The organism is Candidatus Hydrogenedens sp., assembly GCA_035361075.1.
Taxonomy (GTDB): domain Bacteria; phylum Hydrogenedentota; class Hydrogenedentia; order Hydrogenedentales; family Hydrogenedentaceae; genus Hydrogenedens.
On record DAOSBX010000056.1, the window covers coordinates 1 to 14177 of the forward strand.

General features: G+C 38.0%; 13 protein-coding genes. 10 read left to right on the forward strand and 3 right to left on the reverse strand.

Annotation, left to right across the window (positions count from 1 at the left end):
* The coding region (locus PLJ10_12690) for a hypothetical protein (protein HOK10501.1) at positions 1-193 on the forward strand (193 nt) is incomplete at its 5' end.
* On the opposite strand, the gene PLJ10_12695 is transcribed toward PLJ10_12690, so the two are convergent.
* Positions 194-3679: an alpha-amylase family glycosyl hydrolase gene (locus tag PLJ10_12695; GenBank protein HOK10502.1), complete on the reverse strand. Its 3486-nt coding sequence runs from the start codon at positions 3677-3679 to the stop codon at positions 194-196.
* A 187-nt stretch (positions 3680-3866) separates the two neighbouring features.
* On the opposite strand from PLJ10_12695, the gene PLJ10_12700 reads away from it, so the two are divergent.
* The 4 genes from PLJ10_12700 to udk are packed head-to-tail and all read left to right on the forward strand — an operon-like array spanning position 3867 to position 7225.
* Positions 3867-4784 carry an ABC transporter substrate-binding protein gene (locus PLJ10_12700; GenBank protein HOK10503.1) on the forward strand — a complete coding sequence of 306 codons (918 nt, stop codon included), beginning with the start codon at positions 3867-3869 and terminating at the stop codon, positions 4782-4784.
* The gene (locus PLJ10_12705; protein ID HOK10504.1) at positions 4781-5581 is read left to right on the forward strand and encodes an ABC transporter ATP-binding protein; all 801 of its coding nucleotides are present in this window, start codon (positions 4781-4783) and stop codon (positions 5579-5581) included. The genes PLJ10_12700 and PLJ10_12705 overlap by 4 nt, the downstream gene beginning before the upstream one ends.
* Positions 5571-6608, forward strand: coding sequence for an iron ABC transporter permease (locus tag PLJ10_12710; protein ID HOK10505.1), 1038 nt, complete (start codon positions 5571-5573; stop codon positions 6606-6608). Before PLJ10_12705 ends, PLJ10_12710 begins: the two co-directional genes overlap by 11 nt.
* Positions 6596-7225, forward strand: a complete 630-nt coding sequence (gene udk / locus PLJ10_12715; GenBank protein ID HOK10506.1) for a uridine kinase — start codon at positions 6596-6598, stop codon at positions 7223-7225. Before PLJ10_12710 ends, udk begins: the two co-directional genes overlap by 13 nt.
* A 15-nt stretch (positions 7226-7240) precedes the next feature.
* On the opposite strand, the gene PLJ10_12720 is transcribed toward udk, so the two are convergent.
* Positions 7241-8650 carry a hypothetical protein gene (locus PLJ10_12720; protein ID HOK10507.1) on the reverse strand — a complete coding sequence of 470 codons (1410 nt, stop codon included), beginning with the start codon at positions 8648-8650 and terminating at the stop codon, positions 7241-7243.
* Between the two features lie 30 nt (positions 8651-8680).
* Positions 8681-10114, reverse strand: coding sequence for a hypothetical protein (locus PLJ10_12725; protein ID HOK10508.1), 1434 nt, complete (start codon positions 10112-10114; stop codon positions 8681-8683).
* Positions 10115-10250: 136 nt separating this feature from the next.
* Between PLJ10_12725 and PLJ10_12730 the strand changes: the two genes are divergently transcribed.
* The 5 genes from PLJ10_12730 to PLJ10_12750 form a co-directional block, all read left to right on the forward strand.
* Entirely contained in the window at positions 10251-11123 is an 873-nt protein-coding gene (locus PLJ10_12730) for a YicC family protein (GenBank protein HOK10509.1), read from the forward strand.
* 5 nt (positions 11124-11128) lie between these two features.
* Positions 11129-11722, forward strand: a complete 594-nt coding sequence (gmk, locus tag PLJ10_12735) for a guanylate kinase (protein HOK10510.1) — start codon at positions 11129-11131, stop codon at positions 11720-11722.
* Positions 11723-11745: 23 nt separating this feature from the next.
* On the forward strand, positions 11746-11961 hold the full coding sequence (rpoZ, locus tag PLJ10_12740; protein ID HOK10511.1) for a DNA-directed RNA polymerase subunit omega: 216 nt from the start codon (positions 11746-11748) through the stop codon (positions 11959-11961).
* A 16-nt stretch (positions 11962-11977) separates the two neighbouring features.
* Positions 11978-13204 (forward strand): bifunctional phosphopantothenoylcysteine decarboxylase/phosphopantothenate--cysteine ligase CoaBC, encoded by a 1227-nt coding sequence (gene coaBC, locus PLJ10_12745; GenBank protein ID HOK10512.1) that lies wholly within the window; start codon positions 11978-11980, stop codon positions 13202-13204.
* A gap of 367 nt (positions 13205-13571) precedes the next feature.
* Positions 13572-14177, forward strand: a 606-nt coding sequence (locus PLJ10_12750; protein HOK10513.1) for a hypothetical protein, incomplete at its 3' end; no start/stop codon positions are given.

The window sequence follows — 14177 nt, forward strand, 5'->3', positions numbered from 1 at the left end:
TAAAATTGTGCGTGATACTAAAACTGGTAAAATTGAAGTGTATTATGACGACATGGATAAACCAATTATGGTGGCAGAAGATAAGACTTTCTTAAAAGGTAGAATTGGATTGGGCACTTTTGATGATACAGGCTGTTTTGACAATCTCCAAATCTGGAACACTGCTGACAGTAAGATTGGTTCACAGAAATAACTATTTGAGTGCCTCGAATAGCCAGTTATAGTCATATTCCGTTTCACTGCTTGCCATAATCAATTCATGAATATTTGCGAGACAAGCAGATAGTTGTTCCCGGTCTCTTGGAGACCAGGGATATCTGACTAACCATAATGTTGTAAAAAGGGCAAATAGAAGGTCTTCGAAGTTCTCTTTTATAAACCAGGTCCTTCCGCCATATTCATGAACACCAAGAATATCCTGGACACCTTTATCTGAAAAAATTGGATATAAATGTGGTGCCCAGGGTCCTCGTTGTAGATATGTCAATCGTTCTGCATGTTCAATACAAATACGGATAATTTCGGCTTCTTTCTCCGCTGTGGATTTATCTAAACCTAATGCGGAAAAGCCTTTTGCAATCACTTGTGTTAAGTGCCATTCTTTGAGCCATTGTGCTGTAATTGATGAAATCTCATTAGACTCATAAGAAGGAGGTCCGAGCAACATCAACGCAAGCCCACCTAACTTACGCAACAAGTTCCAAACAGTAAAAATTCGAGACAACCTTAATTGTTCAGAACTATAGAAAGCAAGTCGAGTCCCCAAATACGATTGTATCTCAGGTTCATCCTCAATTTTACAAAACTCAATATATCTATGATAGATTTTACGGCTCTCATCATCTATTGTCTCTTCTACCCAGGGGTTTATGGGAAATGGATATTGGATTCTCCGTGCAACTGCAGACCAAAAAATCTCTAATGCCCTTGTTAACCGTTCTCTATCTACCTCTTCTCCTTTGATTAGAGGTCCTATCAATTCAGGATTCATAACCTCTTCAAAGGGTCCTATTACATCCGAGAATAAAAACTCATGATATAGATTCTCTATGTTATAAACACCTTTACCAGCCAGAACCTCCGCTATCTTACCCCAGATTCCATCACGGTCGTAAACTTCACGCCAGTCTAAAAAAACTGCATATTCATATCCTTGCAGCTCAAGATAAATTCCGTTATTACATAAATGAGAACCTGTATAAATGTAATCTAAACCTTTTCTAAAATCATGAAAAATATAAAAGATTCCCGGCTCCGACTTAAATCCCAATGCTTCCCCTAATGTATGAGTTATAAGTTCCGGATTTTCTGCAGACCCTACATTAATTGGAGTAGAACGATAAATACGACCGCGCGTGGTATTATAAGAATTGTTATAGAAGATTAAGGCTCGTTCTAATCCTTCTCGATTTGTGTAGGCAAATACATTTTCATCTACCCAGCCCTCCGGTGTAATAAAATCATATAAAGTAAAATTTCTAGATCCACTAAAAAGATGTCGCTTCTTCATTAACGGGAATATCTCTCGTTCGTGCCTACGAATTAAATCCTCATCAGGCAATTCATCCCAGTAGGCACGCGGATATTCCATACCATACTTTTCAGTAAAACCCTCAATCTGTCCGTGTCCGAACATAGGCAGTCCCGGAAGTGTCACCATCATTGTAGCAACCCCAAAATATTTATCACCTTTACCAAACTGGGCGACAGCCGTTTCTTCATCAGGATTATTCATAAAGTTCACAAATCTCTGTAAAATGGGTGGACTGAATTCCAACACATTTTTTATTGTCTGACGATACTTTGCGTTATCCTCCATTTTAAGCATATTCATAAAAGCACTGTTATAGACACGGTGCATGCCGAGTGTGCGAACAAAGTATCCTTCCAGCAACCAGAAAGCCTCTGCCAACAGCAAAGTATCGGGAGTCTCTTCCGCAACCACATCCACTACTTCACGCCAGAACTCTTTTGGAAAATATTTATCAAACTCTTCACGCGTCATCCCATATTCTGCACGGGATGGAATAGCCCCACCTTCTCCCGGAGCAGGAAACCATAATCTCTGGAAATGCCGCTTTGTAAGTGTCATCGCTGCATCAAATCGTATAATTGGGAACATACGTGCTACATGTAAAATGTTTCTCTTCACTGCTTCTCGGACCTCAGACAATAGAAAATTCAACTGTGCGGTGTCATTCCAGGGCATGTGTGTGCCATCGTTTCCATGATATATATATCGAACTTCTCCAGTCCTATAATTTTGCCACTTAAAAACAACAGCAGCATCAGAATTGTCCCAATACCCATCCTCAATTTGAATACCTATATCCGGGTGCAATGACAGGTTAGGACCGTTAAAGCGATATGAAGGAAATGGAGGATACGGCGACTGAATAAACCAGCCCGGATGTTCAACTATCCAGCGTGAATAAATCCCAAAGTGATTAGGAACCATATCACTTGCTAAACGGATGCCTCTCTGAAATGCACGCTCTTGAAGTCGTCTTAATGCCTGTTCCCCTCCGAGGTCCTCTGCAATTTCATAATCATACAATGAATATGCCGACGCTAATGCTTCTGGATTTCCTGTCATCCTTTTTATCTTCTTTGACGCCTCCGAACGTTCCCATACACCAATAAGCCATAGCCCAGAAAATCCCCATTCCGCTAATTGGTCTAATTCTTCATCTGGAATATCATCTAAATGTTTAATAGTCCGTTGATACTTCCTCGATAGTTGAGACAACCAAACATAAGTTGACTTCGCAATCAAAACGAGATTTGGCATCCAGTCGCGATCCGGCGAAAATGCCTCATACTCCTCATAACCTAAACGTTTCAACAAATTAAAATCAAGGACATCTGAAGGTCCTTTCCCAAAACCTCGCCACTGCCTTTCCTCCTGAATAATACCCCAAATAATATCTATATCTATCAATAGTGAAGCAGGTAAGAAAAAACTCCAATTCTTGCGGATATAATTCAGTTGTTCTTCTAAAGAATGCGGACACGCACGAATCGGTTCCCATAGTGTATCCCATAAATTTCGTCTTGTTTCTGGAAGAGGAGGCCATGTGGTTAAAATAGTTTCCGCTTTGTCAATCAATTTTGGATAGTAAGGTTCCTGTTCCTTTAATAAATCATCAGAAAATAAAACGTTATACTTTTTGCCTGCAGGATTTTGATTTGTTATCCATCCCAATAGAACTTCTTGTAAAAGATGCTCCAAAGCGGAATCGCCACGAGGTTCTCTTGAAAAAAATACATCATGTTGACATTTCTTTCGAAAATAATCTTCTGGCGGAAATTCATTTAGCCACTTTGTTAATACATCAAATATTTTTTCAGAATATTCTTCCTGTATAAGGTCACCCAATTCTAAGAATGGTGCCGATTTAACTCTCATTCCATAATAATGAATGATGTAGCGAAACACCTCCGTTATAATTTCCAGAGCTCGCAATTCACCTTGCGACCAATATGAAAAATCTACACGGTGAGAATTTAACTGATTTACCTTCTCTACCAGAGAGCGAATCCATAAAGACTTACGCTCTTTTTCTGAAAGAGTTTGTTCCATCTCCTTAAATATCTGTTGTGGGTCCCAATCCTCCCATGCTCTTCTATTCCATAAAAAACTTACTGGGTACCAATCCTGAGATTTCAAAAACTCCATTCGTTCACGTATCCCTTTCTGTTAGTCAACATTGATATTGCTTTATTCACAACCTTATGTTCAATAAATGTATATAAGGAAAGAAGTACAATATATGCGTTCAGTAAAGTTAATAAATTATAATACATTTTGTAGTATGTTTTTCACGGCTGCAAAAAACATATACATAACTAAAGAAGGTTGTATTATGTTTCTTCGAACAACACTTTTTATTAGAGAACAAAAGTTTTTTGATAAACTTTTCCCATATATTTTTGTCATTCTATTTTTCATCTCGATTTTTAACTTAGGGTGCAAACAAACCAGTGAAAAATCTGGTATCGTTGTTATTGGTCCCAACATTACCGAAATCATCTTTGCCATTGGTGCAAACACACTCCTAAAAGGGATTGGCGATTTTGATGATTATCCACCCGAAACAGCAAATATACCCAAAATTGGAAGTTATCTATCGCCAAACTTAGAAAAAATCACAACGTTAAGACCTTCTATTATTATTACCTCTGGTGAAATTCCCCAATTGCGGGAATTCGCAGAACATTCAGAAATTCAATATTATACGGTTCCGATGGATACATTTCCTCAAATTTATGAAGGGATAATAAAAATTGGAGAAATAACACATCATACCCGTCAGGCAAAAGTACTATTAGAAGAAATGAAAGGAAATATCCAAAAAATACAAAACCTTACCTCTGGTTTAGAACCATTACCTACACTACTTGTTGTCGGTCGAGAACTTCGCGATTTATCTTCTGTTCAGGTAGCAGGCGGAAAATCATTTCTATCAGAGATATTAAAAATAGCGGGTGGAATTAATGTTTTTGAAGATGCGGAACAACCTTACTTCGAAGTTTCTGCCGAACAAATTATTGCAAAAGCACCAGAAGCAATCGTTGAATTTAGATGCGGTGAAAATTTAACTCAACGACAATTAGACGCTTTATTTTTAGATTGGAAAGCATTAGAAACAGTCCCTGCTGTAAGTAAAAGCCGTATTTTCTTCATCCTCGAATCATACGGAATGAGACCAGGACCTCGTATTTATAAAGTCGCAGAAAAAATTGCGACTTCACTTCATCCCGACGTAAAATTAGGGTTATGAACCCAATTTTAATTGTAGATAATCTATCGTTCCGACACACAAACAGTGAGCCTTTGTTTGATAATTTGTCATTAACAATCTCACCAGAAACACTCACGGCTCTAATAGGACCTAACGGCTCAGGAAAAAGTACCTTACTCCGCTTACTCGCAGGAATTATAAAGCCCGATATTGGGAAAGTATTATTACATCAAAAACCATTGAATGAATTCCCGCTTCGAGAACGGGCAAAAATAATTGCATTTCTGCCTCAAAATATTTATCCTATTTTCCCCTTATCTGTCCTTGAAATTGTTACTATGGGGAGATTCCCAAGAAAACCAACCCTCGCAGGATTGTCACAAAACGATTACAACGTAATTAATGAATGCATGGAATTAATGAATTTAAGTGCATTGAAAAATCGCTCCTTTTCAGAACTCTCTGGTGGTGAATGTAAAAGAACGCTCATAGCAAGTATTCTCGCACAAGAACCACAAATTCTATTATTGGATGAGCCATTATCTGGTTTAGATGCTCCACATCAGATAGAAACATTACAGCATCTCAAACATTTATCGAAAATAGGTTATGCGGTAATTATTGCAACCCATGAAATTAATACCATCACCCGTTTTGCGGATGAATTTATTCTCCTATCATCAGACCATCACCTTGTTTCTCAGGGTAATGCAGAACAAACATTGACAAAAGAAAATTTGTACCGTGCCTATGGTGCACGTTTCTGGGTAGGAAAACATCCATTTACACAAACCCTTCTTATTGAGGTTGAACCAAAGATACCCCATGAACCGTAAACATGTACATATATTATTTCTCGCTATCACCGCACTTACTATCCTTATTCCAATAAGTATATTTATAGGTTTCGAATCAATAAACCCATCTTTTGTGTGGGAGGTAATAAAAAATTCGGAGACTCAGCAACACCCATTAATCTTTCAAATATTAATTTATCACCGATTACCAAGGACACTTGTTTCTATCCTCGTGGGTATGGGGCTATCATTAGGAGGGGTCGCTTTCCAATCGTTATTACGAAATCCTCTTGCTACACCTTATACCTTAGGAACCGCAAGTTTTGCTTCCCTCGGGGCATACCTTGCCTATTTAGGACATGCAAGCATTACCTCACTCCTATCAATTTCGCTTAAAATAACCTTTCCCGTTTCCCATATTTTCGCTTTTTTATTTGCAGTTGGTGAAATAGTGTTAATCCTTACTCTGATTAAGATAAAACCAAAAATCTCTGCTACAGTCCTGCTTTTGTCAGGCATCACGTTAGGAATGTTAGCCAATGCATTCATCTCTATACTTCGGTATGTTGCAACCCCAGACAAATTGGTGTTTATGGAACGTTGGTGGTTCGGTTCAACACAGGTATTAGGTTACAGGGCGGTCGTTATTCTTTCAATAGTCTCCTTACCATCGTTCTTTTTCTTATGGCGTTTCAGTGAAGCGTTGGATCAATATACTTTTGACATAGAAATTGCACAATCCAGAGGAATAAACATTGTAAAATTACAAACCTACATATTTCTCATAGTTTCTATCATGACAGCGGTCATTGTAGCAGAAGTGGGTCCCATCGGCTTTGTAGGACTCATTATTCCACATATTACTCGCTATTTCGTCGGCTCATCTCATCGACGTGTTATACCCTATAGTGCTCTTTTTGGTGGAATATTTCTTTTATTGTGCGACATTCTATCACGAAAAATATTTTCTACAGGCGTTCCTGTCGGGATTATTACCACACTAATAGGTGTGCCAGCATTCTTGTATATTCTATTTGGGAAAGATTTCAAAGAATGGCTTACATGAACTCCTTTATCGTTCTTATCGGTGGAGGTTCTGCCTCTGGGAAAACTACCATTGCATCCCGTTTGCAGACAGAGCTATCACCTCATGCGGTAGTAATACCTATCGATAATTATTACAAAGATTTATCACATATACCCATGAGGGAAAGATTGAAAACTAACTTTGACCATCCAGACGCAATTGAAATTGAACTCTTGATGTATCACCTATCTCAACTTCAGCATCACATCCCTATTGAAACTCCTGTTTATGACTTCGCCACACATACACGCTGTCATGAATCTATAATAATCGAACCGAAGGATATAGTAATTTTAGAGGGACTCCATGCCTTGACATTTGAACAACTTCGGGATATATCAAGTCTAAAAATATTTGTAGATTTAGATGATGATTTGCGGATTATCCGAAGGATACAGCGAGACATATCAGAGCGAGGTAGGAAAATTAACCATATCATAAAGCAGTATTTAAGCACTGTTCGACCAATGTATAAACAATTTATCGAACCATCCAAAAAGTTTGCCGATATAATTGTCCTCGGTGACCAATTGGAAATTGCTATAAAAAATATCCTCTTACATCCATATTTACATAAATTCCACACAGTGAAATAAAATCGCTCCTGCTCACTAAACCTCGATATCCCCTAATACTAAATCTGGTGGTGGCAATTCTCGTGGTATTTCATTTACACGCATACAAAATCCATTCCCTTTTAATGAGGTTAAGTTGAGATATCCTTCTCTACGTTCATAAAGCCCGGGATGCACAATTGCTTCCGGTTGGCTGGCTTCTGGATAAAATTGCATTCCATTACTCTCAACACCCATCAAAGTTCCTGCATACGCACCTAATTGAACATGAGGTATTTGAGCCAACATTGGATTTGTTAAGTCCTGAACCATCAACAACAAACCATGAGCCTTTGCCCAACATAAACTAAGGAGAGCCCCTGTCTGAGTTTTGCATGTTTTAAGGGCAACCCCTGTCCAACCTAACTCTCTACCACGAAGAACCACACGCCAGTCATGGGCACTTTCATCCATAAATAATGGTTTACGTGCGGATACTGGTCGCACATCCACAGGAAATTCTTCCAGTTCATATGGAAATGGTTGTTCTACATAGAGAACCATTCCATAAATGCGTGGATGTTCTTTCATTAATCGGTCTAAAATAAAAGTTACATACTCCGTTTCTTTAACAGTGCAATTAAAATCAACACTAAGCCATACAACCCCCTCCTCTATGGCAATAGTCCCTACACGCACTATTCTATCATAATCCCAAACCGCATCATTTCCACGAAGTTTAATTTTCAAACATTTTAATCCATCACGACGTATCCACTCCCTTAATGAATTTGGGTATGTATCGTGAGGACGTTTTATAACCTCATTTTCTTCTAACCAGTCCATTCCACCCACTAAATGCCAAACAAGTATCCTTTCAGGTAAGGGATATTGTAAGAATTGTTCTGGATATAGATGCTTAAATGATATATTTTTATCAACTGCAGGAATTAAAAACTCTTCGAGGTCTTTATTCATAAATTCGGAGTTATATGTGTTGTATGTCGGCAACTGATGTAAATTTCCAAAAGCATCATGCAAGGCAAGGTCAAAAGGGGAACAACAGACAAGACCTGCTAATTTGGGAAGGGGCTCTGTCATACTACCAGAATTAAATTGTTTTATGGCTCGGGGTAATATTTGTTCAATGAATTGATAACCAATCTCAATGGGATGTCCATTCTCATTAAAATTCTTAAAAAGATGAGCAATTTTACGTGTAAAAGAAATGACATGCTGATAACGTTCCACATAGGGACGTTCCGATGGCCAAATCCATTGAATACTTAACGGTGTCTCACCCCAACCTATTGCTGTGTTCCCCTTTCTATCTTCAATACGCACAGCCACACGAGCACAAGTAACCTCTGTGAGTGATTCCTTACCAAATTTTAGAGGTATTCGCGTTTGAACAGGCAGAAAAAACAATGCCACCGCTTTTATTTGGACATCTGTATTTTTAGCCATACTTTAATTTTTCACCTATCGATTAGGTTTTTATTTTAATAACAATACCTCTACATCGCCAATAAAAAGTCCATCTATTTGAATAACTCCACCTTGCTGTACCGTTGTAGGGTCATCGTCTCGGATATAAAAAATTTGATAATCCCCCTTAGGTACTTTTAATGACCTTGTCCCGTTTGGCGGGAGTGTTATATCTTTCCCCCGTTTTCCAGAACGAATTCCAACTTTAACCGAAGTATCCAGCGGATTGTTAATCCTTATTTCATACGCTCCATCACGAAGTCGATACGTAAAATCAGGAAGACGCACTCTCTGACGAGCCAACTTCTGTCTCATTACAGAAACAGACCCCGTTTCACTTAACCCTCTGTTCCGTTCCCCAGCATAAATAATCCTCCGATTATTGTAAACTATTTTACTTCTCTCTTCATTAACAGCAGGTGGAACAGTCCTATTAATATTTTGAATTGGCGTTTGATTTTCTAATACATTTTGCTCATCATACGATTCACCCGTTTCATCTTCCATCATCTCATATCCTTCTCCTATCTCTTCAGTTATGGGTCCCTCTCCTACCTCCTCTTCTATTTGCTGAGGTACCTCCTCTGGCTCTTCCGTTACCTGAGGAACTGAAACAGGACGTACATAAAAACCACTTTTTCGGACTAATTTATTACTAACAAAACGAGCAGAAAAACTTGACCCCCCTTTATCTGTCCATAAATATATAACCTCACCAGCATTATCCGAACTAACTTTTGTCCCTGGCCTTTGTAGTAAAGCCACCACATCTTCAAGGGGCATCCCCTCTTTTAACTGGTCATATAATTCCCTTGTTAAAGGTATGATATTTCCTGTCCCTGTTTCTACTTTCCGCGAACATCGTTTTAATATCCCATTTTCAAACCTTGCATATAACGATTTATCCTCACGATTCCAGCGATACAATTTCATTTGTCCACCTGAACCTTGACTTATTAACACATCCGGCTCGCCTATAACTTTCACAACTTCATCATAACGCATACCTACTTGTATTTGATTAAATGGGTCAATTTCTACATTTCCTTCGTTCGGAGGAGGAATAACATTTTCATCCGTTACCTTCGTCAAACGTTCCGATACCACTTCTGAATCTTTAGATTCTTTCGGTTGAACTTGAAGTGCAGATGTATTTCCAATAGTGCTCTCACTTTCTTCTGTCTTTTCATGCTCCAATTTTGGTGTCAACGAGGACTGTATTAGTATAGATTCCGTATTCTGACTTACTTGTTCTGCTGGTAGAGCAGGTGGTTTTACTTCCCCTATATTGTCTTTTGAAATCGTTTTTTCAGATGGCTCATTTACAGAAGTAGTTGAATTTTTTTCTGAAGAGAAACATGAGAGTAAATTAAATAGCAGTATTAAACTGATAACAGATACAGAAATTTCAAGACCACATTTTTTTCTGAATGGATAGAACATATAATGCTTTACCAATGAATTTAAAATTGTTAAACTATTTTCACTTTTATTATAATAAATACAATCTACTAAAAAGAAAAACAAAAACAGGAAATAAAAGCATTGTATACATCCGAATTTGTGAAGGGGGAAATCCATGCATAGTATGACTGGATTTGGTCATGTATCTGGGGTAGTGCGTGGCTCGCTTATTTCTTTGGAAATAAATTCTGTAAATCATCGTTCCTTAGAAATAAGTATTCGACTCCCATCATTATGGGGCTCTATAGAAACTTTTATACGAGATAAAATTAGACAAAAAATAAATCGTGGAAAAATTCACGTTTGGATTCGGCGACAAATTACCGAAACAACAGAACCTACATTTGCATTCAATGAAACCGTAGCAAAAGAATACATATCGAGCATAAAGAAAATGCAGGAATTATTAAACACAACTGAAGAAATTTCATTAAATACTTTGGTTCAATTGCCAGGAATATTTGACACTTCAATTTCAGATGAAGAGATAGAACAGATAAAATTCGAAATGGAACCATTAATAGAACTCGCCATTGAAAAATTGAATCAATCAAGAGCCATAGAAGGTTCGGAAATAGAACAACAATTAAAGAACCATTTTGACGAACTTAAAAATGGAATTACGTCATTAGAACAAAAGATACCTGAACTATGCGAGGTTCAAAAAGAACGGATTCGGTTAAAGTTAGCAGAGATTACCATTGACCCATCTGTTAAAGAAGAACGACTCGCAATGGAAATGGTGTTATGGGCAGACAAATTGGACATTACCGAAGAAGTCAACCGTATTAAATCGCATTTAAACCGTGTTGATGAACTGTTTCAAACAGAGCAATGTGGAAAACCGTTAAATTTCATAACTCAAGAAATAGGAAGAGAACTGAATACCATCAGTGCCAAACTACGTGATGCTGAGTTAGCATGGCAATTAGTCCAGATGAAAACATTATTGGAAAAAATACGAGAACAAATACAGAATGTGGAGTAATTTCTGTGGGCCAAAATAATCTCATGATTGTCATTTCTGCCCCGTCTGGCGTCGGAAAAACGACAGTGATTCAATATTTACTCTCACAGAGAAATGATCTGGCTATCTCCATCTCCGCAACAACCCGAAAACCAAGAATGAATGAACAACACGGGGTTCATTACTACTTCCTGTCAGAAGAAGAATTTAACCAGAAAATTCAGACAGGTGAATTTGTAGAATATGCAAAGGTGCACGATGATTTATACGGAACATTGTATTCCGAACTACAACGACATATTAACGAAAAAAAAGATATTATCCTCGAATTAGATATTCAAGGAATGCGAAGTATTAAAAAGAAATTTCCCGAAACAGTCACTGTTTTTCTTATGCCACCATCATTAAAAGAAATGGAGATACGATTAAAAGGACGCGGTACCGAAAATGAAGAAAAAATACAAAAACGACTAAAACGCGCCTATGACGAAATGAAAGCAAGGTATGAATTCGATTATACTATTATAAATTATGAAATTGACCAATGTGCTTTCGATTTAAATACCATTATCAATGCAGAACATCTACGCTCAAGTCGTGTTGAAATAAATTTTGAATAAATACATAACAGGAGGATAATTAAATGCCTGCACCGTTTTATGTCGATGAGCTAAGAACAAAGATTGATAGTTTGTATCGTTTGGTCATTGTTTCTACCAAACGTGTCAATCAAATCATGAAAAGTGAAAAGCATGCTTTCGGCAAAAAGAAAAAGCCAACTATACTCACACTTGAAGAATTTATGGATGGTAAAATTACATACCGTAAAAACGAAAAAGATGACCTAACTGAAATTTAACACATTAAACTCAACAATGGGTTCATCTCTAAAAGAAAAAACCATCTTGTTAGGGGTAACAGGTTCTATTTCTATCTACAAAAGTTGTGAATTATGTAGCCGTCTCGTTCAGGCAGGAGCCCGAGTTTTTGTTGCTATGACCACTAATGCCCAAAAACTTATAGGTCCTGCCACATTCGAAAGCATCTCAGGAAATCCTGTTATCACAGGTATGTTTGAACCTTACACGTTGGGTCCATTGTCCCACATCAAATTATCTCACGAAATAGACCTATTTGTTGTTGCTCCTGCCACAGCCAATATCTTGGCAAAAACAGCACACGGAATCGCCGATGACTGGGTTAGCACTGCCCTTTTAGCAACCACAGCACCTATCCTTTGGGCTCCCGCAATGAACCCACAAATGTTCTTAAACCCTGCAACTCAGTCCAATATAGATATACTGAAAAAAAGAGGCAACGTATTTATCGGTCCAGCAACTGGCTCAACTGCATGCGGAGAAACAGGACCTGGACGAATGGAAGAACCTATCTACATCTTTGAGGAAATAGACATTATTTTAGGCGAACCAAAAGACTTTGCAGGCAAACGAATCCTTATCACCAGTGGACCTACACAGGAACCTATTGACCCTGTTAGATATATTAGTAACCGCTCTTCAGGAAAAATGGGCAAGGCTCTGGCAATGGAAGCACTACGACGCGGTGCAGAAGTAACAATAATTTCTGGGCCCGCTTCCGAATTGCCACCGAAGCAAGCAAATACAATATATGTCAGAACAGCACAAGAAATGTACGAAGAAACAATAAAAAGATTCCCCGAATACGACATTTTTATCGGCTCTGCTGCTGTTGCTGACTACCGAGTTGCAGACCCGACAGACGAGAAGCATAAAAGAAATGGAAAAATGCATCAACTGGAACTAATACCAAATCCTGATATTACAAAAACAGTCGGAGGTATGAAAAAACCAAACCAAATTACTGTCGGTTTCGCCGCAGAAACGCATCATCTTATCGAATACGCTCAGGAAAAACTGAAGAAAAAGAACCTCGATTTAATCATTGCAAATCAGGTAGGAGGCGAAAACTGTGCATTTGGCTCAGATTACGTTTATGCACTGATGATAACCCCACAAACTATCGATGAAAAACCCGAATATATCCCCAAAAACGAATTAACCTGCCGTATCTTCAACCGCATCAGTGAAATAATGAAGACAAAACAACACCCACAAATCTGATTTCCCCTCCACATACTTAATCTCCCCTTTATTCTCCTGCCCAAAAACATAACTCTCCCTAAATCTCCTTATGACCCCGAAGGGATTATAAGTGGTAAAGGGTTTGTATGTCTCACAGTCCAAGAGAGTCACATAGCTTGCCTTAGATAAGTTAATGATACTATGCACCTTTAGGTCTGTTTACCTTTTTCTTCCCCTAAGTTTTAATTGGGGGTATGAACATAATCTTTTTATAATTTTATACTAAACTCCTTGAACGATAATTTATCTTAAAGTTGCAGTATTAGGAATATTTATTTAGAGAACTTAATTTAAAAAGTGTATAATTTATATAACACGATTATATATTTAGTGATGAAGGTTAAAAATGTCAAATAAAAAGAAATTTCAAAAAATGTTGTTCCCCAAGAACGTATATCGGCTTATAGGCTTTTTAATTTTGATGTTGAGCGTACAACATTTTAGTGTGTATGCTGAATTGACAATGACTCTACAATTAAGTGGCGATGGGCTTTGTCCCGATACTCCTGATTGTTATATTCCAAATTCACCTATTTCCGTTACATTGAATATTTCGGGTGAAACAGAGACACCTATCACAGCAATTGGCATACAAGGAATTGTTCCAATAGAGTGGACCTATAAAGGAATCTCTGGACAATTCACCACCCAGCCAAGTGCAAAATACGAATACGACACTGAAAAAAACGCTAATATACTGGATATTTTTTGGATTACACCCCCTTCATTACCTATTCAAGTAATTATAGACTTTGTTTCCCCATCAAATAATCTTGTAAATCAATGTCTTACATTTGCCACAATGTATCGATTAAATGGACCTCAATTAGAAACGCAACCTGACACATCTTGCCTTTCTGCTAAAAATACAGAAGGTGAAGGAACGAGTGAAGGGAACCCCACCGAAGGACAGGTACCCGAAGGTGAAGGAACAAGTGAAGGGAGCCCCACC

Bases quoted from the DNA above. Each gene is read 5' to 3' on its own strand.
- PLJ10_12695 (HOK10502.1), bottom strand. From the start codon at position 3,679: ATGGAGTTTTTGAAATCTCAGGATTGGTACCCAGTAAGTTTTTTATGG.
- PLJ10_12700 (HOK10503.1), top strand. From the start codon at position 3,867: ATGTTTCTTCGAACAACACTTTTTATTAGAGAACAAAAGTTTTTTGAT.
- PLJ10_12705 (HOK10504.1), top strand. From the start codon at position 4,781: ATGAACCCAATTTTAATTGTAGATAATCTATCGTTCCGACACACAAAC.
- PLJ10_12710 (HOK10505.1), top strand. From the start codon at position 5,571: ATGAACCGTAAACATGTACATATATTATTTCTCGCTATCACCGCACTT.
- udk (HOK10506.1), top strand. From the start codon at position 6,596: ATGGCTTACATGAACTCCTTTATCGTTCTTATCGGTGGAGGTTCTGCC.
- PLJ10_12720 (HOK10507.1), bottom strand. From the start codon at position 8,650: ATGGCTAAAAATACAGATGTCCAAATAAAAGCGGTGGCATTGTTTTTT.
- PLJ10_12725 (HOK10508.1), bottom strand. From the start codon at position 10,114: ATGTTCTATCCATTCAGAAAAAAATGTGGTCTTGAAATTTCTGTATCT.
- PLJ10_12730 (HOK10509.1), top strand. From the start codon at position 10,251: ATGCATAGTATGACTGGATTTGGTCATGTATCTGGGGTAGTGCGTGGC.
- rpoZ (HOK10511.1), top strand. From the start codon at position 11,746: ATGCCTGCACCGTTTTATGTCGATGAGCTAAGAACAAAGATTGATAGT.
- coaBC (HOK10512.1), top strand. From the start codon at position 11,978: ATGGGTTCATCTCTAAAAGAAAAAACCATCTTGTTAGGGGTAACAGGT.